The sequence below is a fragment of the Luteolibacter flavescens genome (assembly GCF_025950085.1).
GTDB lineage: Bacteria > Verrucomicrobiota > Verrucomicrobiia > Verrucomicrobiales > Akkermansiaceae > Haloferula > Haloferula flavescens.
Map to the genome: position 1 here is coordinate 97,765 of NZ_JAPDDS010000016.1, position 25,998 is coordinate 123,762.

Below are 25,998 nucleotides of genomic sequence, written 5' to 3' on the forward strand. Positions count from 1 at the left end.
ACATGATCTCCCGCTGATGACCACCTCACGCAAATTCGTGGCCGCCTTTGCCGGTCGCCGGGATGGTTACCAGGTTCCCCTAGCCTTGGCTGAGTCCAACACCCTGGAGAAATTCCTGACCGGCCTCTACTTGCGCCGGAGCGACGCCTGGGCAAACCGCTTGCCAGAAAAGATTCGCGGCAAATTCGAATCGCGGGTTTGTGACGGCCTGCCCGACCAGCTCGTGCAACCGTCGCTCCGCATCGAGTTGATGCAGCACCTTTCCCGCATCGTGGGAGACCCGACCAACCGCTCTTGGCAGTGGGCCAACCGGGCCATCTCCGTGGCGGCCCGGGGCGCGGCTAGGCGTTCGCGGAGCGATCTTCTGCTCTACGAACCCTACGCCTGGGAAGCATTCACCGCGGATTACTCGCACCGCCCGCGCAAGGTTCTGTTTCATTTCCACCTCCATCCCGTCTTTGAGAGGGACCTGACAGAGCAGCAGGAAAAGGCTCATTCGCTTGGAATCACCAACTGGCTGGCGACCGACGCGCGCCAGGAAGATGACAATCGTGTGATTGACGCCTGGCGCCACTCGGACCTGGTGATTTGCGCGAGTTCGTTCACGAAGCGCAGCCTGACCTCCCAAGGGTTGGCACCCGAGCGCTGCATTGTCGTGCCCTACGGAATCGACGTGCCGCCCGATGATATGGATGTTCCCGTTCCCGACGGGTTCTCGGTGCTGTTCGTCGGATCCGGCATCAGGCGCAAGGGTTTGCATCATCTCCTCAATGCGTGGTCCCGGGCGAATTTGCCAAAGCGGTCAAGCCTGACCCTGGTTTGCCGTAGCCTTGACCCAGCCTTGGTTCCCCTGCTTGGCGAGATGCCACCAAACGTGCGGCTCCTGAGAGGCGCTTCCGCCAGCGAATTGAAGGAACTGTACCAGAAAAGCTCGCTCTTTGCCATGCCCTCCCTGGTCGAGGGGTTCGGACAGGTCTATCTGGAAGCGCTCTCGGCTGGCTGTCCGGTTCTGGGCACGCCCAATACCTGCCTTCCGGATCTGGGTTCGGAGGAGGACGGGATTTTTATCTGTGATGCGGGCGACGTTGCTTCGCTCCAGTCACGCCTTGAAACCCTTTCGGAAACCCTGACACGCCCGGACTCTGACCGCTTGCGGACCAGAGCCAAGGAAATCGCACGCAGGCATTCGTGGAGACGTTTCCGGCAAGGAATCAACGACGCGATCTCTACCCACCTCCCCGAATGAACGGCAGCAAAATTGCAGCGGTGGGCGACGCCTCTGAAGTCGGATGCTGGAGTGGCATCCCGTTTCACTTCTTGCAAGCGTGTCGTCAGGCAGGCTTCGCGACGGAGCCGTGGCGGATCGACCTCTCGCAAATCACCTGGCAGCGCTATGCTTGGAACGGGCTTCAGGGCCTTCGTGGCAGAAAAGGCGGGTTTCAATACTCTCCCTGGTTCCTGCACATGATCGAATCCCAAATCCCTAGCGAACTATGGGAGGGCGACATCATCACCTTCAATCAACACTTTCCGCGTGCCACCACGGTTGCTCGCCGCGGCGGCCAGCTCAGTCACTATCTCGATGCCCCCTTTGTCGCCTTGGCAAGCGGCAGGGGCCTCGACCTCCGCCTTCCGTCCCGTGTCGTCAGACAAGCCATCGCCCTCGAACGGGAAAACTATTCCGCGAGCAAGAGGGTCATAACCATGGGACGCTGGGCTGCGGAAGCCATCAAAGCGGAATGCGGCGTGCCACCCTCCAGGGTGCATGTCATTCTCCCCGGTGCCAACCTTGAATTACCCGACGGCTGGATGTTCCCGGAGCATGTCTCCCGCGCGGGTGTGGAGCGCCCCTTTACCCTGGGATTCGTGGGCAAGGATTGGCTGCGAAAGGGCCTCATGCTGGTTATCGCAGTCCGCGATGAGCTGGCCCGGCGCGGATGGCAGGTGCAGGTGCGCGCGGCTGGGGATGCCCCCCACGAACTCCAACGGCGCGAGGGGGTGGAATTCGCGGGGTTCATCGACAAGTCAAGGAACCCGGAAGACTTTGTCCGCTTTCTCGCCTCTTGCGATCTGGGCTGCCTGTTCTCGGAACGCGAGGCCCTCGGAATCTCCACCCTGGAGTTTCTCCGGGTCGGAGTGCCAGTGGCAGGCTTCGCGCATGAAGGAATGGCTGACACCCTCCCTCTGGATGCCGGCTTCCGGTTCGAATCGGGGAGCGACTGCCGCTCGATTGCAGATGCCGTGGAATACTATCTCCAGGATGAAGTGCGCCAGGCCCGCTTCCGCGCCAACGCGCGATGCTGGTCCGAAAAGGTGACTTGGGAACGATGCATCGGTGAATTCCAAGAGCTCTGGACCACCGGGACAGTTGCAAATCCGGTCCAGCCGTGGCGAGGCCTACCCACGGTCGCGACCCCATGACAATCCCCTTCTGCTAATGAAACAGACCGTTCAGAACCTGAAATGGTTGTCCAGCCATCCCTTGACACGCCAGAGGCCATTCACGACTTGGGGACGCTGGTTTTATTGGCAGGCTAGGCAACTCGTCACCTCCAAGCCGAAAATCGCCTCCTTCCCGGGGGGATTGAAGCTGGCGATCCATCCTCACGAGGGCCTCACAGGCTACTGGTATGTCGGGCTCGACTTTGACTTTGACGAGTTCCAGTTCCTCAGCCGCTATCTCCGACCCGGCGAGTTGTTTTACGACGTCGGATCCAACGCAGGGGTGTATGCCTGCTACGCCGCCAGCTTGGCATGCAAGGTGGTAGCCTTCGAACCGATACCAAAGGCATTCCGCCGGCTCGAGGAGAACATCTTTCTCAATGGATTTCGCGATATTGTCTCAGCGGTTAACATGGCTGTCGGCGCGTGTCCCGGGTCCTTGAATATGACCTTGGACAACGGCACCGGCAACCGGGTGGTCGCCGATGGAGAAGCGACAGAGAAGTTGATCGAGGTGAAGGTCACCACGATTGACGAAGCGGCCTCGGAGCAAGCGCCGGAGTTCATGAAAATCGATGTCGAGGGGTTTGAGTGGGAGGTTGCACAAGGGGCTCGCTCGACGCTGCGCAGTCCCCGCCTCCAAGCCCTGCTGATCGAGACCTTCCGTTCCCACAACTGGCAGCTGGAGCGGCTCCGCAAACTTGAAGACGAGTTGGCGGCATGCGGGTTCCATCCATTCGAGTACGAGGCCGAGGGCAATACCCTCCGGCGGCTCCACGACAAAGCGGAAGGAGGAAACAATACCCTCTACTTGAAGTCGGAAGAATTCGTCCTCCAGAGACTCACGGAAACACGTTCTTCGCAAGCCGGACAGGCCCCATGAAAATCCTTCACATTCTCGCAACCCCCCGGGCAGAGGGGACGCCCAACCTCGTCCTGGACTGGCTGGGCACGGGCCTGCACGAGCAAGAAGTCTTCGTTCTCCACAGTCAGCCCTCCCATCTCAGCGACAGGCTCCGGGACGCGGCGTCTTGGTATGGGGAAACCGACACCTTCCAACTCGGCAAGGGCAAATTTGTCGCAATCGCGCGGCGCGTCCGTGAAGTGTGCGTGGCCCGGCGACCCCAGCTGGTGATCTGTTGGACCACTGGCTTTTCCAATTGGGTCTGCCTAGGAGCCAAGTCCGCCGGCAACGCCCGGCTCCTGGTGCACTGTGGAAATCCCACCAATCGGAGCTTCAAGCACGACTGGATTACACGATACGTCACATGGCCCTTGTCCGCGCTGGGAGCCAAGTGCATATGCTGCTCGGATTTCGTGAGGAATTCCTACCAAGCGGTTCCGGGCGTTTCGTCAGCGCTTTTTCACACCGTTTACAACTGCTCCCGCGCCGAACAGGTCTCCCGCATTGCCGCGGAAGCGCGCCGGTGCAAGACGGCAGACCAGGCGCCGACGGCGATCATGGTCGCCACGCTTGAGCGCCACAAGGATCACGTGTCGCTCCTCCAAGCGCTTCCGGCGATCATCTCCAGTATCCCGGACTTCCGCCTCTGGCTGGCGGGAGAAGGCTCCCTGAGGGAAGAACTCGAAATTCTCGTCGACCAGCTCGGGATGCGGTCTTGCGTCAGCTTCTTGGGAATGCGGGACGACGTCCCTTCGCTCCTGGGACAAGCCGACATGTTCGTGTTCTCCACCACCCGGCAGGAAGGCCTGGGATCCGTCCTTCTTGAAGCCCTGGCCGCGGGCTTGCCCATCGTGGCCACCGATGTGCCTGCCTGCCGCGAGCTGCTCCGGGACGGTGCTCATGGCACCCTCGTCCCCCCTGCGGATGCCGCAGCGCTCGCGCGCGCCATCATCGCGGTGCTCTCCGGGCCGACCTGCGAGGCGGCCCTGTCGCAAGATTACGCCCAGGGCTTCACCGCGTCGCGCATGATCGCGGGCTACTTGGAAATCGCCAATCCGCCAGCCGATGATTTATCATGATCTGAGCGCTGCTCCCTTCGCGCTGTGGATGTCACTCGCCCTTTGCGTGGGGCTGGTCGCCGAGGCTTTCACAAAATGGACAAGGGCCTGGGCCAAGCCCGCGGTGACGGTCTATGGAACCGTGATCTTCTGGTATTTCGGCGACTACATTCTCTCAGAGCCGGAGGATTACGCCGTCTACGATCCGCATGTCGTCGTCATCGCCTTCCTCCAGATCGCGCTGTTCCTGGCTGCGTTCCGGGTCTTTTTGCCATCCTTGGCGAAAAGGATGGGCCGGGACGCGCAGCATGCCCGGCTAAACATGGCGCGGCGCGGCACCCTCAGGCCGACCGGCGAATTCTCGCCCGTCTTCATGAACCGCACCCTGGTCATCGCCATCGCAGGGTGGGTGGGAATATTTGTCTGCGGGATCTACCACAATACGGACTTCTGGCCTGCCCTGCTATGGCCGCCCCTCCACCATGAAAAGCTCGGGATGTATCCCCTCACGGGAGTGGGCAGAGGCAACTCATTCCTGTTCGCCGCGCTCGGCTATCTCCACATCCTCGTCTGCTCCATGTTGGGCGTCCTTGCCATCATCGCCCGCGGACCGACGCGCTGGGTCGCCTGGGCGATGATTTGTGTCACTTGGCCCTATTTCTGGTTCGATCGCACCAGAAGCAAGATGCTTGCCCTTCTCCTGCCCGGCTTCGCCGCCTTCTGGCTCATCGACCGGCGGGGCATCGTCGTCAAGTCCGCGGTCTCCGCCCTGCTCTTCCTCTTCGTCCAGCTCTGGTTTTCCCAGGTCATGAGCTACCGGGGAAACGAGAACCTGCAGGACATGGCAAGCTTCGAGTCATCCAAACCGGTCAAGCATCTGGGCCAAGACATGATGAAGGAGCTTTGCTGGATCAACACCTTTATTGCCGATGGCAGCTACCTTCCCAACTGGGGTGAGCGCTACCTTGCCGAGATTGTGGCCCCGATACCGCGCGCGCTATGGCCGGAAAAGCCGTTGATCGGGATCGACTACGCGATTGCCCGCGGCTTCGGCGGCTCCGACATAGGCCACGGCGTCTTCGCCACCGTGTCAACCGGCATGATCGGGCAGGGATGTGTCAATTTCGGGCGATTTCCCGGCGCGATCGTCGCTGGCTTCCTGTTCGCAACCTGGGCCGCGTTCCTGAGCCGCCTCTGGCACCAGCGGGCGAGCCCACTGCGCCTGGCACTTTTCCTCGTGGGCCTGGGGCTCACGTTCAATACCGGTCGCGACCTCACCCTGCTCGTGCTGTTCCCCTTCCTCTTCGGTTACATGGCTACACGCTTGTATGAACGCATGCGCCCCCAGCTGGCGGGGCGTGAAACCCCGCGGACTATCCCGCCTTCCAAAATGCCCCGGCGGCATCCCTTGGCATGAAGCTCGTCGCTCTGGCCTATCTTCAGTTCGGCCCATATCATGCCGCGCGGCTCCGTGCCTGCCAGAACCGCACCCCCGGCTGGCAGGTCGCCGGGATCGGCATGGCCGCGACACAGTCCGAGTATGCGTGGGAACAAGCCTCGCAGCCGGATGTCTTCCACGTCGCGCAAGACGTTCCACTCGAGCAGGTCTCCAAGTCGTCCTGGCCAGGGCGCGTCCGTGCCGCACTTGCTTCCATCAAGCCGGACGTATGCGCCGTGGCGGGTTACAGCCATCCTGCCATGCTGTCGTTGATCCGGGAGTGCTCGCGCAGTTCGATTCCCTGGATCCTGATGAGCGATAGCCAGGAAATCGACGAGCCCCGCCGCGCAGTTCAGGAGTTCCTCAAATCCCGCATCGCCGGCCTGGCCTCGGCGGGGTTTGCCGCCGGCAGTCCACACGTGGATTACCTGGAAAAACTCGGCCTGCCGCGCGAACTGTGCAGCACCGGGTATGACGTGGTTGATAACGACCATTTCTCCACGGGTGCAGCACGCTGGCGCGCCATCGGGGCCGGCCCCGGAAGCCGGAACTACTTTCTGGCATCAAACCGTTTCATCGCGAAGAAAAACCTCCATCGTATGCTCGAGGCCTACAGGGATTACAGTCATGATCCCGTGGGCGGAAAGAATGCAGGCACCTGGGACCTCTGCCTGTTAGGCGACGGCGAATTGAAAGCGGAACTGTTGACAGCGTGCGGCGATCTCGGCTTGCAAGCTGCTGGGTGCGCGCCATGGGAGCAACAATCCCCGCCCGGCACGGCCATGATTCCCACGGTATTTTTCCCGGGCTTCCGCCAGATCCAGGATCTCCCACGCTTCTACGCTGGAGCGGGTGCATTCGTTCACGCGAGCACCACCGAACAATGGGGACTTGTTGTGAACGAGGCCATGGCAAGCAGCCTGCCTGTCCTGGTTTCCGAGCGTTGCGGCTGCGCTAGGGATCTGGTAAGCGAAGGGGAGAACGGATGGACCTTTGCCCCGTGGAACGTCGCGGCCCTGTCCTCGCTGATGGCAAGGGTTTCCGCGCTTGGCGAAGCCGCGAGAAAAGAGATGGGCGAAGCCAGCCGGAGAATCATCGGCAGTTGGAGCCCGGAACGCTTCGCCGACGGCTTGATTCAAGCTGCCGGAACGGCATTCCAGCAAGGAGCCAAACCCGCTTCAGCCATCGACCTCGCATTGATAGAATTGCTCATTAGACGATGAGACTAGCTTTCGTGACCGATTCCGCAGGCCGCAGGGCCGGAGGCATCCATGCCTGCCTGCCCCTGCTCGCACGAGCCCTTGCAACACAGGGGTGCGGTGTGACGACCTTCGCGATCCGCGACCTTGCGGATGAAGATCCGGCCAGTGACTGGGAGCCCATCCCGCTCCACCTCTTCCCGCCGACGGGACCGCGTGCGCTCGGCATGTCGCCGGGGCTGGTGCGCCATCTGACACGTTCGGATGCCGATGTCCTCCACACGCACGGTCTTTGGCAAGGAGCATCGCTGGCCACACACCTTGCATCGAAGCGTCGCGGTCGTCCGTATGTGGTATCGCCCCACGGCATGCTCGATCCATGGGCGCTCGCCCATTCGCGATGGAAGAAGCTTGTCGCGAGTGCACTTTTCGAACGCAAGCACCTGGTACATGCGGCATGCATCCACGCCCTTTGCGAGTCCGAGGCGCGCTCCATCCGCAGCTACGGGCTGCGGCAGCCCGTGGCGATCATCCCGAACGCGGTGGAGCTTCCTGCAGACCCTGTCGGCTCCCCCGCGCCGGCACCCGCAAGAGCCTTGGTCTTCCTCGGAAGGCTTCACCCGAAGAAAGGCCTCTTGAGCGCCCTCGACGCGTGGTCAAAAGCCTACAGCACGGCCGGAACCACGCGCGGCGACCGTTGGCAGTTGGTGATCGCCGGATGGGACCAGAATCGCCATGAGGATGATCTCAAGATGCACTGTGCCGCACTCGGGCTTCCGTTTGCAAGCATTCCGGCAGCAACCTATCTCGATCCATCCCATGACTTCGGGGATACCGGTGTCGTATTTGTCGGTCCTGCCTTCGGCCCCGACAAGGACCGCCTGCTCCGACGCGCGGACGCTTTCATCCTTCCGAGCCTCAGCGAGGGCCTTCCCATGGCGGTGCTCGAGGCGTGGGCCTACGGACTGCCCGTCCTCATGACCGAGCACTGCAACTTGCCGGAGGGCTTCATTGCGGAGGCGGCGATTCGCATCGGCACCGACAGCCATTCCATCGCAGCGGGTCTGGCTGACCTGTTTGCGGGTTCCGGGGACGCGCTCCGCTCGATGGGCTCAAACGGGCGCCGGCTTGTGGAGGAACGGTTCACTTGGGATCGCGTGGCCGGACAAATGAGGCAAGTCTACGAATGGATCCTCGGCGGAGGTGCCGCTCCGGCATTCCTCCACGATCCATGAACAGATTCACGTTCATCCTGGTCCGGAGGAAATGGATCGCCGGCGTCCTGGCCAGCCTGGTGGCCATGGTTCTCTGCTGGGCGATGTGGGGCAACTGGCCCGATCCTGAGCGGCAGCCGGTTCCCTGGTCCCCCGATCTCATCGTCATCCTCGGTGGAGGCGACCGCGCAAGAGTGCGCGAAGGTCTTCTTCTGGCCCGGCAGTACGACCGGGCTCCCGTGATCGTGACCGGGGACGGCAGCACGATCATCAGGGAGATGCAAGCTCTCGGCTTTCCTCCGGAGCGCCTCATTCACGAGGCCAGTGCGACCTCCACGCTTGAGAACGCCCAATACTGCAAGAACCTCATCGCCACACGCCAGCACGCGACGGTCTTGTTAATCACCAACTGGTTTCACGCTCCCAGGGCCCTTGCCGTGTTCAAACAAACATTGCCGGAATGTGCATGGGCAGTCTCTTTCGAGAGCAAGCCCGCCCCCCCAACCAAATGGGATCTTGCGTCCCAGCGGCGCGAGCGTTTCGCCGCCATATACTATCTGCTGCGCCACGGCATATGGAGCTGGTAAGCGGCGTTTTCATCAGCTCCTCAACCCGGACAACCCGTCGAGCCCACTGCACCCATGAATCTTGATATCGCCGCCAATCGCGCCGCCCGGAAGTGGTCCCGGAAGGAACTGCTCGGACGCGTCCTCTGGGCCGTGTGCCAGCCGCTCTTCCGTTTCAGTCCCCGCCTCCTATGGGGGTGGCGCTGCATGATGCTGCGGGTCTTCCGTGCCAAGATCGGCAAGGGGGTCCAGATCCATCCTTCCGCAAGGGTCTCTATCCCCTGGCAGCTGGAAATCGGAGACTGGTCATCCGTCGGCTTCGATGCCCTTCTTTACAACCTCGGGCCCATGAAAATCGGTTCGAAGGTTACGATCTCCCAACGCGCGCATCTGTGCGGCGGCAGCCACGATTTCCGTGATCCGGCTATGCCTCTGATAAAAAGTCCCATTGAAATCGGGGATCAATGTTGGATCTGCGCCGATGCTTTTGTTGGTCCTGGTAAAATCATTGGCGAGCGCGCTGTCGTAGGTGCCAGGGCTGTGGTGATGAAAGATGTAGCTGCTGGGGCCATCGTTGCTGGAAACCCAGCATGCCAGGTCGGGACGAGATAATCCACGCTAACCTAGATTTCATTCGAGTGCTCGATGGGAGCTTGCCTGCATGTTGTCATAATCACAGGTGCTTGACAAGGGTTAGGATGTCGCCGGCGGCGTATCAATAATTCAAGGTATTTCTATAATTTTAAATCTTCACAAGCCGCTCGGCGCTGCTTTTGGCGCGAGCTTATTTTCGTCCATGTCTTCACCTCTTCCTATCACTGTTTGCATCCCCGTCCGCAATGAAGAGAAGAACCTTCCGTTTTGTCTCAATGCCTTGGGCGACTCGTTCACAGAGATCGTAGTCATCGACTCCGGGAGTACCGACCGGACCCGGGATATCGCAGAAATCGCAGGAGTGAAGGTGATGGACTTCGCTTGGGATGGGAAATTTCCGAAGAAGCGAAACTGGGCACTGCGAAATTATTCATTCAGCACCCCATGGGTGCTGTTTCTTGACGGTGACGAAGGAGTGACTCCTGCGTTCATCGAGGAATTGCGACGAGTCATTCCTCAAAGCCCGCATGCGGGTTATTGGATCTCCTTTGAGAATTGGTTCATGGGGCACCCACTGCGACACGGTGACGTCTTTCGGAAGCTGGCTCTTTTCCGCGTGGGAACCGGTGAGTATGAGAGATTCCCGGAGGACTTCTGGAGTCACTTGGACATGGAGGTGCATGAGCATCCTGTTCTGGAAGGGACCACCGGAGAAATTGTTGCCCGGCTTGAGCATCATGATTTCCGCGGCCTGAAGCATTATATCGCCAAGCACAACGAGTATTCGACATGGGAGGCAAACCGTTACCGTTGGCTTCAAGGAGCTGGGCAAAACGAATGGGCGAAGCTGAACGACAGGCAGCGCTTCAAGTATCGTAACTTGGACAAGTGGTGGCTCGGCTGGGTCTATTGGGGGGTAGCCTACTTTCTGAAAAAAGGTTTTCTTGATGGCTCCACGGGCTGGACTTTCAACCGGTTGAAGCGCCGGTATTTTGATGAGATCAGACTTAAGATCCTTGAGTCCAAAAATTGAGCAATTTGGGTGGCTTCGCTTACATTCGGGTTTGTGCCCAAGAACTCCATGGGATCGGTAGCGCGAAGCTGGGATGGTGGTAGGTCAGCCGAGAATGTGTGGCGGTGGGTATACGGGGCGGTCTTATTCTCTCGCGAGACAAGCGACGGCAGGGAACGTTAGCTGCGACACCGCGTTCTCGTATTTCGTGGATGGTGATGGCACCCTTCATGCCCCTTCGCGATAACGGCAAGGCGCCCGGGACGCCTTGGTACCCAGACGCGAGCCCACGAGATTATTTCATAATAGAATCGTGATTTTCTTCCTCTTACTGATCTTCTTCGGAGCCTTCACTGCGGGGGCTCCTTGGCAGACGACCCATGGCGTTTTGCTGGTGGGGGCGGGCGTGCTGATGATGGCGCGGCGGCAAGTGGAGGTGCTGCCGCGTGGGTGGTGGTGGCTGATGCTCGGGTTTGTCGTTTGTGGGACGATGGCTTTTTTGCCGGCGGAAATGTTGGGTGGGAAGCCGGCTTGGCGGGTTGGATTGGAGGGGCTGGGACTGCAGACGGGATACCTAACGACGACACAACCCTGGTTGGCTGCGGAGATGCTGGGGATGTTCACCATTGCGCTGGTCTTGGGTGTATGGATGGCCGGGCAGCGGGTGTCGGATGAGTCCCGCCGTTTGATGATGATCGCGTTTGTGGTCGGCGTTGCTGCTTATGGGCTTTTGTCGGCGTGGAAGTCGGGTGGCCAGAAGGACCAGATGTTCGGCTTTTTTCCGAATCGCAACCATACGGCGACGTTTCTCGCGATGGGGGCGATGGCCGGGGTTGCTTCGCTCGTGCAATCGATCCGAGACCGGCGATGGGGTCTTTTGGCGACTGCCGGGGTCGCCACAGTTATTTGCTTTTGGGCGCTGTTGGCTTGGTCGGTCAGCCGATCGGGTCTGTTGCTTATCGGGATTGGTGTGGTCGCTTGGTGGGCTTTGGTTGGCCGGGGCTACTTCGGTAAGCATGCTTGGAAGGCGATGCTTCTGCTGGCTTTGGCTGTGGTGGGTGGATTCCTGATTGCGGATACGAGAATCAAGGAGCGGATTTCCGAGACTGCGGGGCGTTGGGAGGAGGTCTCGACTGCGGCCGAGGATGCCGGGAGTGTCGATTTTAGATTGCCGATGTGGCAGGATGCGGTCCGGATGATTTCCGACCAGCCTTGGACCGGGGTCGGGGCTGGTGGATTTTGGAGTGTTTTTCCCCAATATCGCGAGGCATCCGCCTCGGCAAATGAGTCTGACGGCTTTCATCCGGAGAGCGATTGGCTTTGGCTGGCGGCTGAAACCGGGGTGCCAGCGACGCTTTGTGTGGCTGCCCTGGTGATTTGGGCCACCTGCTATTCCTTGGCGCGGATTCGCCACGGGCATTCCCGGGCGCTCCGCATGGGATGTTTGGTGGCGGGTCTGTTGGTGGCGGTTCACGGAGTTTTCGATGTTCCTGGTCATCGGCTGCCGCTGGCTTGGGCTGCGGCGTGGTGCTTCGCGCTTTCTCTCCCGGCGGGAAGGGGGGGTGACAGGGAGAGCATTGGGCGGCGACCGTTTGTCTGGCCTTTCCGAGTTGGGGGATTGCTTATTCTTCTGACTGGGCTGGCGCTGCTGACACTTGGAGAAAAATATACTCCAGCAGTGGTTGCGGGAAAAGTGGCGCGGTCTGAGGCGGATCGGCTTTATCGGCAGGACCAGGAGGCTCAAAAAGCTGCCTCGGAGCAGGGGAGGGAATATTCACCGTCCGAGGATGAGGATCCTTTGTTGAAGGCGCTGGCGGCTGTTGATCAGGGACTGGAGGCGCGTCCCTTGGATCGCGGGCTTTGGTTTAGGAAGGGCTTTCTTGCCCTGCACTACGATGATCGGATTGAGGAGGCCGATCGTGCTTTTGCCATCGAGAGGGCGCTCGATCCTTCGTGGGTTGGAGGGCCATTACGGCAGGCAAAAGCATGGTCGACCAGCGACGTGGAGCGAACGAAAGCGCTGTGGCAGGAAGCCATGAGGCGCGTTGATGCTCTTCCTCCTGAGTATCGAGGGGGGCCATCATGGAAAAGAAGTGCAATCGTCGAAATCCAACGAACCGCAAAAGGTCAGCCCGATCTGGAGTTAGAAGCCAAGAAGTGGAAACAGGATGCTCAATGAGCTAGGTGAGACGTTCAGCATCAATGCCTACAAATGTCTTGATTTTTCTCATCTGGGCACGGTGCGTGCTTCGTCTTTCGCCAAATTAAGTTTCCGTCTCGTCACCATCTGCGTGGTCTTTTGCATTGACCCCTAACACAAAATCCCTAACTTCCACCCGTCATGACCCTCTCCAAAAAGAAATCGTTTCTCGTTTTGGCCCTTCTTGCCTTGAGCTGCATTTCGGCACACGCGTCGCGCCGCAACGTTATCACGAGCCCGCCGCCAGTCATTGGTAACTTGGACAAGCCTGCGATCAGCGCGGAATAATAAGCTCCGCCATTCGCTTTTCCCTCCTTGTTTCATTCCCACCCCGAGCATTCTCATGTACCGATCTTTCGTTCTCGCATCGGCCCTTTCGCTGGGTCTGACCGCAGCTAGTTCAGCTGCCTCGATCTTTGTGTCGGATTTCACCGGCACTTCTTCTGGTGACGCCCTCAGCGGTACCAACGGTTGGGGCCAAAGCGAGGCCAATGACGATGACTTGGAGCCGCTTGCTTGGGTGAGCAGCCTGACTGGTACTCCTGCGGCTTCCGTGGGTGCCTATTACGCTGCACCCGGTTCCACTTCCTTCTACGCTTCCAATTCGGTTGGAACGGCATTCACGACGTCCACGATCAGCTTGCAGTTTGGTCTTCAGGATAGCACCACCGACTACCCGTTCCGCAACAACTTCGGATTCAGTCTGGTCAATGGCGCTGGGGATAATCTTTTCAGTGTCAACCTCACGACCACCAATCAGGGAGGGATTTTCGACGATCCAAGCAATCCAGTCGATCCCGAGACGTCCGACGCCAATTGGAATCTCAGTGTGACCTCAATTGGAATGGCTGCCGAGCCTGCCTTTGTGGCGGTTGGTGAAGACAGCTTCTACACGGTTTACGTCGAGTTCACGTCCGTTGGTGCGGACATCAATTACAAGCTCTACTTCCAAGGAACCGTCGGACCAACGGTCATCGACACGGGAACATTGGCTGGTCTGTCCTCGGAGACGATCTCTCAGTTCCGGGTCAACTTCTCTCAAGGAACGGGTCAGGATTGGGGTGATAACATCCTCACTTTCCGTGCAGTTCCTGAGCCCTCGGCTCTCTTGTTGAGTGGCCTTGCAGGTCTCGCTTTCCTTCGTCGTCGCCGCCGCTGATTCAGGATCGAGCGTCGATATCAATTCGAAGAAAACATTTTGCGCCCGCTTTGGTTTCATCCAAAGCGGGTGTTTTTGTTTTCGGGTTTCCGCCCTGCGCCTCCACCTTGCTCCACATCAGCTCGATCGGATTGCAAGCCGGCGAGTAGGCGGGCAAAAACCGCATCTTCACCCCGGCGCACGCCAGCATTCCGAGCGCTTTCTTGTCCTTATGGGAGCCGAGCTTGTCCATCACGAGGATGTTCACCGGGGCGAAGCTCCGGCAGCAGGATGTCGCGGATGTAGGTCCGGAAGATCTCCGAATTGATCGCTCCTCCCACCATCATGCAGGTGGTGCTGCGGTTCTGGCGTACCGCGCCGATCATGATGGTGGTCTTCCACCGGCAGCACAGGGAGCGGCGGCATGCAGGCGCTTGCCGCGCGGCGAGCGCCCGCGCAGGCGGGTCATGTTTGTTTTCGCCGCCGATTCGTCGAGGAAGACGAGGCGCGAGGGTTCGAATCCTTCCCGGATCTTACGTCAGTTCCTGCGGGCACGGGCGACATCGGGGCGGGATTGCTCGGCGGCCCGGAGCGTCTTTTTTATAGGTGAGCCCCATGTCGGCGAGGACGAAATGGATCGCCTGGATGGTGCAGGAAAGCCCGAGGTGCGCCTTGATCTCTTCCAAGGTGAGGTCGGGGGGGCTCACGCATCTCGCGGTGATGGGAGGCAAGGATGACGGGCTTGCGATCGCTGCGGTGGTGGAGCGGTTCGATGGTCCCGAGGTGTTGGCACTGGGCGAGGCGCTTCTTGCCCATGCCCGAGGAAACCTCGAAGCGCTCGGCGATCTGGGCGCGTGTGGCGCCACCGCGGTCGTAGGCGTTTATGATGCGCTGGCGCAGATCGAGTGGTTGGGAAGGCTGCTGGAGCGCGGCTTGTTCCCGTGGCTGGAGGAAGCGCAGGTTCGCGTCGGTAAGTTGTAAACCGGCTTGATGATGGATCGCCTTCGGTAACGGGGAGACGGTCTGTCAACGGCGTCAATCGTTCAGTCTTTCCACCTTGAGGCGTGCGAAGCGGATGGAGGCTTCGGGTTGGTCGGGCAACTTTGCTTGGACAGTTTCCACGTCGCCGTCCGTGCTGAGGACGGTGTCCTCGGTGGGAGATTGAGTCCAAGTGCGGCCGTCGGTGCTGGATTCGACGATGATCTGCAGATCCACGGCGTGAATTGACCGGTGATAAACGAGAGCCATAGAGGTGCCGTCGAGTTCGACGTATGGTTGCCGACGGTCCTCTGCGCCGCTTTGCGACTCGCCGGGATGGAGGCCGAAGGCATACTCAAGGAGGTTGTCGATGCCGTCGGCGTCGGGGTCGGCTTCGTCTCCGGTTTCTCCGGCGGGGATGGCTCCTGAGTCCAGCAGTGGCTGCAGCCAACTGCTGATACTGGTGCCGAGTTGAAGAGTGCCGGAGGCGATGCCGGTGTAGTTCGGATCGGTAACGGACACGGATACGTCATAGGAGCCCATTGCCGACGGTGGTGTGGCACTTCCAGCGTAGAGAATTTCCAGTGGCAGCCCCTCGGGGCTTGAGGTGACGGAAACGGCTTTCGGTGAGCCGTCCGCCACTTGTTTGAGATTACCAATCTCGACCTGTGCGGTGGCGGGTGCGATTTGGAATAGTGTCGTGGCGCTGCCTGTTCCCTCCGAGCCTGCAACGGTAGCTGTCACTTGATACTTGCCGGCATTCACGGGCGGGGTCGGGTTCGACTGCACTGTCTCACTTGCCACGATCTGGATCAGCGGATCGGCCGTCTGGGTCGTGGGATACGACCACGAGCCGGTGCGAACCCAGAGCACCGTGCGAGATTCCACATTGCTGCCGACCGTGGCGGGAAGGCCGGCGGTGGCCACATTGAGTTCATTGTAGGGGCCTGGGGTACCGATGGGTTCGAATCCGGACTTCTCGGTATTGTACGAGATCATCACCATCGCCCGGTTGGGAAGCGTGATGCCCGAAGGGAAGGGAATGCTGACGCGGAAAGCGTAGCCATTGCTGAGATAGGCAGAGCCGTCCGGATTGGTCATCGGACGCCATGGGACAAACACTGTCTGGGTCTTTTCGGCGACGTAGCTGAGTGCTCCATTCGAGTTCATCGAGTAGATCACCACTTTGACCGGATGCTCCCAGCCTTCCGGATTTCTCGCGGCGAATTGGGGATGGCTGGCGGCCTTTGCCCAGGTCACGAGGACGGCGTCAACGGACTGGAGCTTGCGGGCAGTCCCTCCGAGATTGACGTAGTCGCCGAAACCCTGTGTCTGCTGGGTGGCGAAAGAAATACTCGTGTAGGACGAGGCCAGCTTCGCCGGGATATTGGAATAGACCGTGGAGCTGACCGTTCCGGGCAAGGCGCCTCCGGGCGCGGTGATGTGCCACTGCACGGGGAGACCCGGTGGCTGGGTCAGCACGGTTGGCAGCTTTGGCGCACCGTCATAGGTCTGCGTCAAATCCGAGAATGAAATGTCCGCAGGTTCTGCTGCGGCGAGGAGGGAATTACAGCCAGCCCACATGAGGGCAAGCATCAGAAATGATGGGAGATTCATAACGATGATTAAATCGCATGTGCAAATGCGATGGGGAGGATGCGAGCTGACCGGAGGGCGAGCGAAGGAAGCGGAATGCGTGCCTTAAGACAAGTCTGCTCTGGGTCGGTTAGATTGTGTGGAAGTGGAGTGCTGATTTTCGAATTTCGGATGGATATCCTCGTTCTTGTATTTGCAGGCTTCGCTCAACCTTATCTAGGGACAGCGGGTCGGCGTTTGTTGTTCAATGAATATGAAAAATCGGCGCTATCTTAGTGGGGTGGGGTAAAGATGCCATTTTCTAACAAACGGCTGCACCGGCCAGTCACCGGCTTGAAAATGATAGATCCGGCGGAATCGGCTTCACGGCGTGGGGATTTTGAACCACTGACCCTCGCGTGCATTTTGTCCTCCTGAATCAATACTATCCTGCCGACGAGGCCCCCACCGGGCTGATGCTGGAGGCGGTGGCGGAATCCCTGCTGGCGGAGGGGCATCGGGTTACGGTGCTGTGCGCGGCCGGGGGCTACGCGGGAGATGCAGGCGCGCCAGAGAGTGCGCCCGAAAATGGGACGGCGCGCTCTGACGCGAGGCAGGTGCAGGTGGTGCGGATCGGTGCCACGAAGTTCGGTCGCGGGACCTTCGTTGGAAAACTCGCGGACTACGCTTCCTACTATTTGGGAGTGGCGTGGAAGCTCCTGACGCTCGATCCCAAGCCGGACCGGGTCGTGGCCTTGACCACGCCGCCCTATCTTTCGGTGCTGGCGCGCCTTGTGACCAAGTTCCGCGGTGCGGACCACGCGCACTGGGTGATGGACTTGTACCCCGATGTCATGGTCGCCCACGGCATGCTGCGAGAAGGAAGTCTCCAACACCGGATTCTGTCCGCGTTTGCCCGCTTCGGCTTTGGCGGGAAGCGTTGCGCGACAGTGATCACCCTGGGGCCTGACATGGCAGAGCGGGTGGGGCGTCACATGGATGCGGGCAAAACCGTCGAGTGGGTGCCGCTGTGGGGCACCGGGGAAAGCAGCAATGAAGAAGCAGGGGAAGTGCCGAAGTCGATCGGCGAGCTTGAGGCTGAAGGACGTGCGCTCCGGCGCGAACGTGGCTGGGCGGACGATGAGGTCGTCCTGATGTACTCCGGAAACATGGGCCTCGGCCATCGCTTCGGAGAGTTCCTGGCTGCGGTCCGGACGCAGGTGGCGAAGGGAACCGCGGGAAAACCGGGATTCCGGTTCGTATTCTTCGGAGGCGGCAAGCGGCGCGTCGAAATCGAGCGTTTCATCGCGGAGCATCCCGATATGCCGGTGGAGCTCCACGACTACGTGCCCCGACGCCTGCTGGAGGCTCATCTGCGCAGCGCCGATATCCATCTGGCATCGCTGGAGTCTTCCTGGTCGGGGACCATGCTGCCCAGCAAGCTGCAGGGGATCTTCGCCGTTGGGCGTCCGGTCCTGTTCGTCGGCGATGTGAAATCCAGCACCGGGCGCTGGAGCGAGGAGAGCGGCGGCGGCTGGACCGTGGCCCCGGGAGACGTCGAGGGGCTGTGCCGCGTCATCGACGAAGCGGCCGCTCCGGCGGTCCGTCTTCAGAAAGGAAATGCGGCACGGGATTACCACGAGCGTCATTTCGACCGGCGCGTGAATTCCGCGCGGCTCGCGACGCTCTTCAGCCGTCCGGGATAGCCCGCCGACAATGCCCCATGTGGTCGGTGCTTCAGCGAGGAGCGTGGGGGCGCTCACCGCAGACACCGAATGAAATCTCATGAAGTCCTAAGATAGCGGGATTTTCGTAATCCTACTAGTTACGCATTCGCGTATGGAGCTATAGATGGGATTGCTATCTTGAGCTGTCTGAAAACGGGTGCCGTATTCCCGATGATACCGGCGATTATCGAGCGACCGGGCGACGGGATGCGGCGAGGTCGTCAATTTCCCCGCGGGCCTTCGCAGACGTGGACGAAGGCGGGGGGGACGTTGAGGGGGACGAGGGAGGTGGTGACGCGTTCGAAGCGTTGCTCGAGCCGGGACTTCAGCCGGAGTGAATACTGGAAGGCGACGAATTTGCCGCTCGGCTTCAGGGCGGAGCGGACGTTGTCCAGGATCAGGTCGCGGAGGAAGGGCGGGAAGTTGGCAAAGGGGAGGCCGGAGATGACGCCGTCGAGGAGCGGCGCGGTGTCCTCCCGCGGCAGCAGGTGGATGTCGCAGGCGTCCGGGTGGAAGGAGAAGTCCGGCAGCTCGAGCTGCAGGCGCTGGCGGAGCATCTCGTCCCGCTCGAAGATGTAGACGCGGCAGCCGGGATCGCGGCGGCGGTGGATCTCACGGGTGAAGACGCCGGTGCCCGCGCCGAGCTCGGCGATGTGGCGGGAGCTCTGCCAGTCGATCGGCTTGAGCATCTCCCGGGTGAGGTGGCGGGAGCTCGGCACGATGCTGCCGGTGCTCAGCGGTGCCGAGAGGAATTTCTGGAGGAATAGCAGGCGCTCTTGGAGTGGCGTGCAGGGGTTCACCGGTGGTGGTTTCTAGCGGTTCACAGCGGTCCCGAGATTCACGATGGCGAGTGCGGCGCGGCCGACTTCCTTGCCCTTCACGACGAGATGCTCGCGGAAGAAAGCGATGCGCTCCTCACTTTCGTCGAAATGATGCGGGGTGAGCACGCAGGAAAGGATGGGCACCCCTGTATCCAACTGTATCCGCATCATCCCGGACAGCACCGCATCGGCGACAAATTCGTGACGGTAGATGCCGGCGTCGACGATGAGGCCGAATGCGATGATGGCGTCGTATTTCCCGGTGCGGGCGAGCTTCTGGGCGAAGAGGGGGATCTCCAGGCAGCCGGGCACGGTAAAGCTCTCCGTGGTGGCCGCCTCCACGGCCAGCGCCTCCTGACAGGCCGTGCTGGCGCCGAGCAGGAGGTCGGCATGCCAGGTGGCGGAAATCAGGGCGACGTGCATGAGGATAATCTCGTGGGGCCGGGCGGACTTGGCGAGTCTGGAAATCAGGCTTGAAGGAAGCGGGGGACTTTCGTCGTTTCTTGGCACCTCCCTTTCGCCCGATGAGCACCGGCATGGCCTCGCCCTTCCCCGTCACCCAGTGGACGGCGGTGGTGGATGTCTGCCGCGGCGGCAGCCCGGCGGACCGCCAGGTGGCGCTGGAGCGGCTGTGCGCGGACTACTGGTATCCGCTCTACGTCTTCGCCCGGCGGCAGGGTCACCCGCGCCAGGATGCGGAGGATCTGACGCAGGGATTCTTCCACTACCTGCTGGAGCGGGATCTTTTCTCCGCCGCGAGCCAGGAGCTGGGGAAGCTGCGGACCTTCCTGCTGACCATCTTCCAGCGCTACATCGGCGACGTGCGCGGGCGAGAGCTGGCGCAAAAGCGGGGCGGGGGGCGGGAGCTGATCTCGCTGGACGTGGGCCACGCCGAGAGCCGCTACGAGGCGGAGCCGCAGGACGTGGCGACGCCGGAGGCACACTTCGACCGGAGCTGGGCGATGTCCGTGCTGCACGCGGCCCTCCACGACCTGGGGGAGAGCGAGCGCGCCGCCGGCCGCGGTGTGCAATTCTCGGCGGTGGAGGCTTTCCTGAATCCGGCGGCCGTGGCGGATGGCAGCTACGAGGCGGCCGCGGCGGAGCTGGGCATGAATGGCGAGGCGGTGCGGAAGGTGGTGAGCCGCCTGCGTGGGAAATTCCGCGACTGCCTGCGCCAGCAGATCGCCGCGACGCTGCACGAGGCGACCGCGGAAAAAGTGGACGAGGAGCTGGTGGCGCTGAAGGCGGCGCTGCGTGGCTGAGAAAGGAATCGCTTTCTCCCCCGGCGGGCTTTGTGCTTCAACCCTGCGAAAATGGCCGAGGAACCCTCCACTCCCCGTCAGCAGCCCCGCGCGCCGCTTTCCGGCGAATCCGCGGATGCGTTGCTGGACCTCGGCTTTCATGCCGATGGCCCGCGCCGGCTGCGGGACGAGAAGCCGGGGGACATGGTGGGGCGCTACCGGCTGATCGCGCTGCTGGGCGAGGGCGGCTTCGGTGAAGTGTGGAGCGCGGAGCAGACGGAGCCGATCCGCCGGGAGATCGCGCTGAAGCTGATCAAGCGCGGCATGGACAGCCGCGAGATCATCGCGCGCTTCGGGGCGGAGAGCCAGGCGCTGGCGATGATGGATCACCCGAATATCGCCGCGGTGCTGGATGCCGCGGCTTGCCCGGATGGCCTGCCGTATTTCGCCATGGAGCTGGTGAGGGGCGAGCCGCTGACCGCCTACTGCGATGCGCGGAGCCTGACGGTGCGGGAGCGGCTGGAGCTTTTCATCCCCGTCTGCCAAGCGGTGCAGCACGCGCACCAGAAGGCGATCCTGCACCGGGACCTGAAGCCGTCGAATATCCTCGTGGCCGAGGTGGACGGCAGGCCGGTGCCAAAGGTGATCGACTTCGGCATCGCAAAGGCACTCGGCGCGCCGAATGAGGCGGCCCCCGAGGGGAGCCTGCTGCGCACGCGCGTGGGCGCGGTGATCGGCACGCTGCAGTACATGAGCCCGGAGCAGGCGGGCAGCGTGCCGGACGTGGATACCCGCAGCGATATCTACTCGCTGGGTGCCATCCTCTACGAGCTGCTGTGCGGGCGGACGCCGGACGAGATCGACGACGCCACCGCGTATGACGAGGTGCTGCGGCGCATCCGCACCAGCGAGGTCGTCCGCCCCAGCCACCGCATGCTGGACGAGACCGTGGCGGCCAGCCGTGGTGGCGATCTGGTGCGCGTGCGGAAGTCCATCCGCGGTGATCTCGACTGGATAGTCCTGAAGGCGCTGGAGAAGGACCGCCGTCGCCGCTACGAGACAGCGAATGCCCTGGCGCTCGACCTTCGCCGCTACCTCGACCAGCAGCCGGTAACGGCGGTGGCTCCCACGTGGACCTACCAGTTCTCGAAATTCGCGCGGCGGAATCGCGGTGTGCTCGCCGCGGCCAGTGTGGTGGTCCTTACCCTCATCGCGGCCACGGCGCTGAGCCTGTGGCAGGCGGCAGAGGCGAGGAAATCGCGCCAGCAGGCAGAGGCGAGCCGGGTGGAGGCGGAGGTGAGCCGGACGCTGGCGGAGGAGAATTTCACCCGCGCCCGCGAGGCGGTGGAGCAGTACCTCAATAGCGTGACCAGCCATCCGCTCCTGAAGGGCGAGGAATTCCGTACCCTGCGCCGGGAGCTGCTCGAGACGGCGGTGCCGTATTACGACGAGATGACGCGGATCACCACGCGCGATCCCGTGCTGCGCAATGACCGGAGCTGGGCGCTCGCCCGCATCGGCAGCCTCTACCGCGACGTCGGCGAGCGGGAAAAGGCGCACGACGCGATGCGGCAGGCCGCAGAAATCACCGCCGAATTGGCCGAGGACTTTCCGGAGAACAGCGAGTATCGCAACAATCTCGTGCTCCGCTACAACAACCTCTCGGTGATCCTCCGCGAGATGGACCGGCGGGCCGAGGCGGTGGACCTGCAGCGCCAGTCCATGGAAGTCGCCGAGGCGCTTGCGAGGGATTTCCCGGAGAGCGAGGCCTTCCGGGACTCGGCGATCTCCGTGACGCTCGGTTACGGCGAGGCGCTTTCCAGGGCGGAGAGGATCGACGAGGCAGAGGCGGTGATGCTGCGTGCGATCGCCATCCGCGAGGCTAAGGTGGCGAAGTCTCCCGGCTCGGACCAGTATCGCATCGAGCTCGCGCAGGCCCGCACCAGCCTCGGCTACCACCTCGGGAATGCCGAGCGGCATGCTGCATCCGAGCACCAGTTCCGCGAGGCGCTGGTCATCCAGGAGGCGCTGGCGAATGCCAATGGCCGCCCCTTCGAACGCCGCAACGAACTTGCCGCGACGTATCACAACTTCGGCTTCCTCCTCGTCTTGGGAGGAAAGAAGGAGGAGGGTCTCGAATACACGAAGCGCTCGGTGGAACTCTACCGCCAGCTTTCGAACGAAGCGCGGCCGAATGCCGACTCGCGGCATTGGCTGGGTCTCGCGCTGCACACGCTGGGCGATATCTATGACCGGCTCGACCGGGAGCAGGAGGCGGACGAAGCCTACCAGCAGGCAGTCTCGGTGCGGCGTTCGCTGGGCCGGGAGTTTCCCGAGAATGCAGGCCACCACCATCTGGAGGCGCGGACATTGGAGATCCAGGGCGACCGGCGGCACGGGCAGCAGGACATCGCGGGAGCGCGGGACCTCTATCAGCAGGCCGTGACATGCCTGGAGCGTGCCTATGGTGCGATGCCCTCGCGCCCGGACTATCGCGCGTCGCTGGTGGCCGCGGAGGACAAGCTTTGCCAAGCCTGCATCGAGCTCGGAGATCCGGATGCCACGCTGATGGCGGCGGCGAGCATCGCGGACGTGTTTCCTTCCTCATGGGTGGATCTGGAACGCGCGGCCTCCTTCAGCGCGCAGGCAGGTTGCCTGATGGGAGCGGAGGGCAAGGAGCGCGCGACGGCTGACTTGCAGGCGCTCGGCTTCATCGAGCGATCCTTCGAATCGGGGCATCCGGAGATCGGTTCGCTGCTGCTGGATTCCGTCTTTGAAGATCTGCGGGATGAGCCGCGCTTCATCGAGCTGCAGGCCTCGGCAGCGGAGCCCGTGGACAACAGCCCTGCGAGCTTCACCTACAACTACACCTTCGATGATCCCGGCAAGCGCGTCTGGCAGCGCGAGGGGGAGCACTGGACCGAGACCCAGCCATCGGGGAAGACGAACCGCTTCCGGATCGTCCGCCGCCTGCGCGTGAACAACATCTCCGGCACGCAGATCGATGCCTTGAGCGGCGGGCTCTCCGTTTTCATCCCGGACAGGGGCACGCCGCTGCCGGGCGTGCTGATGATGCGGACGAAGCCGGGACCCTGGGGTCGGCTCGGGGAGATCGGCGACATCCGGTGAGAATTTCCGGTCACGGGGTTTCGCCGCTTCCCAAGAAGAGCGGCGAAACACCATGAATCCCTACCACCAGCTCTACACGGCGGAAGACAGCGTCGTCGTCTTCATCGACCACCAGCCGCAGATGACCTTCGGCGTCGCGAACATCGACCGCGCCACGCTCATCAACAACGTCACGCTGCTCGCGAAGGCGGCGAAGGAATTCAACGTTCCGGCCGTGATCACCGCGGTGGAGACCGAGTCCTTCAGCGGTTATGTCTGGCCGCAATTGCTCGATGTTTTCCCGGGTCAGGAAGTCATCGAGCGCACCTCGATGAACTCGTGGGACGACGCCGCCTTCCGCAAGGCGATCGAGGCCACCGGGAAAAAGAACATCCTGCTCACCGGCCTGTGGACGGAGGTCTGCGTGACCTGGCCGACCATCGAGATGCTCGGCGCGGGCTACAATATCTACGTCGTGGAAGACTGCTGCGGTGCCACCTCGCAGGCCGCGCATGAGGCGGCGCTCTCCCGCATGGTGCAGGCCGGTGCCGTCCGCGTCACCACCATCCCAGCACTGCTGGAGTGGCAGCGCGACTGGGCGCGCCGCGAGCACTACGACAAGCTCATGGGCATCATCAAGGAGCAGGGCGGTGCCTACGGCATCGGCGTGGAGTATGCCTACACCATGGTCCACAAGGCCCCGCAATCCGCGATCAAGCCACAGGTGGTGCCCGCGAAGGCAGGCCACTGATCGGATCTTCCGGCGATCCTCCCGTGGCGTTGATGGCACCGCTGCGGGAGGCTTTTCCCCAACGAAACCTCCGCGGGAATGATCGCGCTGAGAATCTCCGCAATCATCCCCGTGTTGGCTTCGCTCTGCCATGGCGGGACGAAGGAGGAGCCGCGCTGGTCCATCGATGGCCATGCGCGCACGATGTACGAGAGTTATCGTGGATTGGATCTCGGGCTCGGCCCGGTCGAGGATGACGACTGGGTCCATCAGCGGGTGCAGGCGATGTTTTCATGGCGGCCTGCCGACTCCTTCCAGCTCGGAGCGGAGCTGACGTGGGGCCACATGTGGGGAAGGGAATCGCCGCTCGGGCCGCCCGATGAAGACGATCTGGATCTCCTCCAACTCTTTGCGACGGGCCGGATTCCGCTCGGGGATGATCTCCTCGAAATCCAGGCCGGCAGGCAAACGCTTTACTACGGCTCGGGCCGTCTTCTCGCCTCGCGCGAGGGGGCGAACCAAAGGTTGGCGCACGACGCCCTGCGCGTCTCCTGGCAGCGGGACGAGCACCATCGCGTGGACGCCTTCATCGCCTCGCCCGTGGCGGTGGAGCCGGGTGCCTTTGACAATGAATCGCGTCCCGGAGATATCCGCTTCTGGAGCATCTACTCGGTGATGCCGGTCGGGGGCGGGAACTTCCTCGATCTCTACTACATCGGCCTGCGTGACGAGGACTCCATCTTCGCGGAGAGTGGCGGGCACGAGACGCGTCACACCGTGGGCGCGCGTTGGTGGCGGGACAGCGAGCCGGTGCTTCTGAATACCGAGCTGATCTTCCAATTCGGCGAGGCTGCCGGGCGCGACATCATCGCGGGTGCCGCGAGCCTCGGGACTGGCTACGTCTTCGTCGGCGCGCCGTGGCGGCCCTCGCTGCAGCTCCGTGCCGATGCGATCTCCGGCGGCGATGACACCGGGACGCTGCACACCTTCCACCCGCTCTTCCAGGCGAACAACTACTTCAATGAAGGAGGCTTCCTCTCGCCCTCGAACCTCTACAACCTGAACCCGCTGGTATCGCTGAAGCCGCGCGAAAACGTCGAGCTGACCCTCGGCGTGAATTTCCAATGGCGCTTCAGTCCGGACGATGCGGTCTATGGGCCACCGCTGCAGCGGCTCGGTGGCCCCGCTCCGGATGGCGAGCGCTATCTCGGCACGGCTTTCAATGCGTCGGTCGCGTGGGAGGTCGTGCAGGGCACGTCCGTCTTCGTCGGCTACACGCATCACGATGCGGGGCCGTCGCTGAGGTCCGTCGGCGGGAGCAGCGTGGACTACTTCCAAGCGAGCTTCCGGCAGGAGTTCTGAAGAATGCGCGTCACGCCGCGGTGTGGCTGCCCAAGATCCCGGGTGAGCATGTCCCCGCCGCTGGAAGATCCCTCCGTGACCGTCGTGGTCCGTCGCCGCACCAAGCCCGGATGCGAGGCGGACTTCGAGGTCGCGATGCGTGAGTTCATCGTCTTCGCGCTTTCGTCCCCGGGGAATCGCGGCATCCACGTGCTGCGCTCGGATCAGGCGAATCCGCGCGAATACACGGTGGTCGATCGCTTCGCTGACAGCGATTCGCGGCGTGCCTTTACCACATCGGAGTGCTACAAGGAGTGGATGGTGCGCCTGCGTGCATTGACCGAGGAAGATCCTCATATTGAGGAGATGGGCGGCCTTTCCGGATGGTTCACCCTGCCCGGTGAGCCGGCGCACAAGCCGCCGCCGAAGCCGAAGATGGCGCTGGTCACTTTCATGGGCGTGTATCCGCTCACCTCCCTGCTGCCGCCATTCTTCGGCAAGCTGCTACCCGCGTGGCCGCACCTGCTGCGGAACGTCCTCGTCACCGGCCTGGTCGTCGCACTGCTGACCTGGGTGGTGATGCCGAATCTCACGAAGCTCCTGAAGCGATGGCTATTCAAGGCATGAACTATTCCGCTGGGAGCGCGGAGCCTGTAAAGGCCGGAGACATGGGTTACACTTGTTCGGGGACATGGGTTACACTTTTGGGCAC

General features: G+C 62.0%; 23 protein-coding genes. 19 read left to right on the top strand and 4 right to left on the bottom strand.

Going from position 1 to position 25,998, the window contains the following annotated elements; genetic code table 11:
• Positions 1-16: 16 nt before the first annotated feature.
• The 12 genes from OKA04_RS21450 to OKA04_RS21505 all read left to right on the top strand — a co-directional run bounded on the left by OKA04_RS21450 (position 17) and on the right by OKA04_RS21505 (position 13,786).
• Positions 17-1,246, top strand: a complete 1,230-nt coding sequence (locus OKA04_RS21450) for a glycosyltransferase family 4 protein (RefSeq protein ID WP_264503271.1) — start codon at positions 17-19, stop codon at positions 1,244-1,246.
• Positions 1,243-2,421, top strand: a complete 1,179-nt coding sequence (locus OKA04_RS21455; protein ID WP_264503272.1) for a glycosyltransferase family 4 protein — start codon at positions 1,243-1,245, stop codon at positions 2,419-2,421. The genes OKA04_RS21450 and OKA04_RS21455 overlap by 4 nt, the downstream gene beginning before the upstream one ends.
• A 16-nt stretch (positions 2,422-2,437) precedes the next feature.
• Complete coding sequence (locus OKA04_RS21460; protein ID WP_264503273.1) at positions 2,438-3,325, top strand: FkbM family methyltransferase; 888 nt, start codon at positions 2,438-2,440, stop codon at positions 3,323-3,325.
• The gene (locus OKA04_RS21465; protein ID WP_264503274.1) at positions 3,322-4,425 is read left to right on the top strand and encodes a glycosyltransferase; all 1,104 of its coding nucleotides are present in this window, start codon (positions 3,322-3,324) and stop codon (positions 4,423-4,425) included. Before OKA04_RS21460 ends, OKA04_RS21465 begins: the two co-directional genes overlap by 4 nt.
• A 28-nt stretch (positions 4,426-4,453) precedes the next feature.
• Positions 4,454-5,821: a hypothetical protein gene (locus tag OKA04_RS21470; protein ID WP_264503275.1), complete on the top strand. Its 1,368-nt coding sequence runs from the start codon at positions 4,454-4,456 to the stop codon at positions 5,819-5,821.
• Positions 5,818-7,065, top strand: a complete 1,248-nt coding sequence (locus OKA04_RS21475) for a glycosyltransferase family 4 protein (RefSeq protein ID WP_264503276.1) — start codon at positions 5,818-5,820, stop codon at positions 7,063-7,065. Before OKA04_RS21470 ends, OKA04_RS21475 begins: the two co-directional genes overlap by 4 nt.
• An 11-nt stretch (positions 7,066-7,076) precedes the next feature.
• Positions 7,077-8,276 carry a glycosyltransferase gene (locus OKA04_RS21480; RefSeq protein ID WP_264503277.1) on the top strand — a complete coding sequence of 400 codons (1,200 nt, stop codon included), beginning with the start codon at positions 7,077-7,079 and terminating at the stop codon, positions 8,274-8,276.
• Positions 8,273-8,842 (top strand): YdcF family protein, encoded by a 570-nt coding sequence (locus OKA04_RS21485; RefSeq protein WP_264503278.1) that lies wholly within the window; start codon positions 8,273-8,275, stop codon positions 8,840-8,842. Before OKA04_RS21480 ends, OKA04_RS21485 begins: the two co-directional genes overlap by 4 nt.
• Before the next feature lie 54 nt (positions 8,843-8,896).
• Entirely contained in the window at positions 8,897-9,433 is a 537-nt protein-coding gene (locus OKA04_RS21490) for an LbetaH domain-containing protein (protein WP_264503279.1), read from the top strand.
• 184 nt (positions 9,434-9,617) lie between these two features.
• Positions 9,618-10,448: a glycosyltransferase family 2 protein gene (locus OKA04_RS21495; protein WP_264503280.1), complete on the top strand. Its 831-nt coding sequence runs from the start codon at positions 9,618-9,620 to the stop codon at positions 10,446-10,448.
• Between the two features lie 292 nt (positions 10,449-10,740).
• Positions 10,741-12,606, top strand: coding sequence for an O-antigen ligase family protein (locus OKA04_RS21500; protein ID WP_264503281.1), 1,866 nt, complete (start codon positions 10,741-10,743; stop codon positions 12,604-12,606).
• A gap of 364 nt (positions 12,607-12,970) precedes the next feature.
• Complete coding sequence (locus tag OKA04_RS21505) at positions 12,971-13,786, top strand: PEP-CTERM sorting domain-containing protein (RefSeq protein ID WP_264503282.1); 816 nt, start codon at positions 12,971-12,973, stop codon at positions 13,784-13,786.
• Position 13,787: 1 nt separating this feature from the next.
• Here OKA04_RS21505 and OKA04_RS21510 read toward each other — a convergent pair whose 3' ends face one another.
• On the bottom strand, positions 13,788-14,033 hold the full coding sequence (locus OKA04_RS21510; RefSeq protein ID WP_264503283.1) for a transposase: 246 nt from the start codon (positions 14,031-14,033) through the stop codon (positions 13,788-13,790).
• A gap of 347 nt (positions 14,034-14,380) precedes the next feature.
• Between OKA04_RS21510 and OKA04_RS21515 the strand changes: the two genes are divergently transcribed.
• Entirely contained in the window at positions 14,381-14,746 is a 366-nt protein-coding gene (locus OKA04_RS21515) for a hypothetical protein (protein ID WP_264503284.1), read from the top strand.
• A 54-nt stretch (positions 14,747-14,800) separates the two neighbouring features.
• Here OKA04_RS21515 and OKA04_RS21520 read toward each other — a convergent pair whose 3' ends face one another.
• Positions 14,801-16,360 carry an MBG domain-containing protein gene (locus OKA04_RS21520; protein WP_264503285.1) on the bottom strand — a complete coding sequence of 520 codons (1,560 nt, stop codon included), beginning with the start codon at positions 16,358-16,360 and terminating at the stop codon, positions 14,801-14,803.
• A gap of 377 nt (positions 16,361-16,737) precedes the next feature.
• Between OKA04_RS21520 and OKA04_RS21525 the strand changes: the two genes are divergently transcribed.
• The gene (locus tag OKA04_RS21525) at positions 16,738-18,024 is read left to right on the top strand and encodes a glycosyltransferase family 4 protein (protein WP_264503286.1); all 1,287 of its coding nucleotides are present in this window, start codon (positions 16,738-16,740) and stop codon (positions 18,022-18,024) included.
• A 242-nt stretch (positions 18,025-18,266) separates the two neighbouring features.
• Here OKA04_RS21525 and OKA04_RS21530 read toward each other — a convergent pair whose 3' ends face one another.
• Together OKA04_RS21530 and OKA04_RS21535 are read right to left on the bottom strand one after the other, a co-directional pair.
• Positions 18,267-18,845 (bottom strand): class I SAM-dependent methyltransferase, encoded by a 579-nt coding sequence (locus OKA04_RS21530; protein ID WP_264503287.1) that lies wholly within the window; start codon positions 18,843-18,845, stop codon positions 18,267-18,269.
• A 12-nt stretch (positions 18,846-18,857) separates the two neighbouring features.
• Positions 18,858-19,289, bottom strand: coding sequence for a 6,7-dimethyl-8-ribityllumazine synthase (locus OKA04_RS21535; RefSeq protein WP_264503288.1), 432 nt, complete (start codon positions 19,287-19,289; stop codon positions 18,858-18,860).
• A gap of 80 nt (positions 19,290-19,369) precedes the next feature.
• Between OKA04_RS21535 and OKA04_RS21540 the strand changes: the two genes are divergently transcribed.
• From OKA04_RS21540 to OKA04_RS21560, 5 genes are all read left to right on the top strand, one after another.
• On the top strand, positions 19,370-20,128 hold the full coding sequence (locus OKA04_RS21540) for an RNA polymerase sigma factor (protein ID WP_264503289.1): 759 nt from the start codon (positions 19,370-19,372) through the stop codon (positions 20,126-20,128).
• Between the two features lie 51 nt (positions 20,129-20,179).
• Positions 20,180-23,236, top strand: coding sequence for a serine/threonine-protein kinase (locus OKA04_RS21545; RefSeq protein ID WP_264503290.1), 3,057 nt, complete (start codon positions 20,180-20,182; stop codon positions 23,234-23,236).
• 52 nt (positions 23,237-23,288) lie between these two features.
• Positions 23,289-23,966 (top strand): hydrolase, encoded by a 678-nt coding sequence (locus OKA04_RS21550; RefSeq protein WP_264503291.1) that lies wholly within the window; start codon positions 23,289-23,291, stop codon positions 23,964-23,966.
• Positions 23,967-24,044: 78 nt separating this feature from the next.
• Positions 24,045-25,307: an alginate export family protein gene (locus tag OKA04_RS21555; protein ID WP_264503292.1), complete on the top strand. Its 1,263-nt coding sequence runs from the start codon at positions 24,045-24,047 to the stop codon at positions 25,305-25,307.
• A 48-nt stretch (positions 25,308-25,355) separates the two neighbouring features.
• Complete coding sequence (locus OKA04_RS21560; protein WP_264503293.1) at positions 25,356-25,913, top strand: antibiotic biosynthesis monooxygenase; 558 nt, start codon at positions 25,356-25,358, stop codon at positions 25,911-25,913.
• Positions 25,914-25,998: the final 85 nt, after the last annotated feature.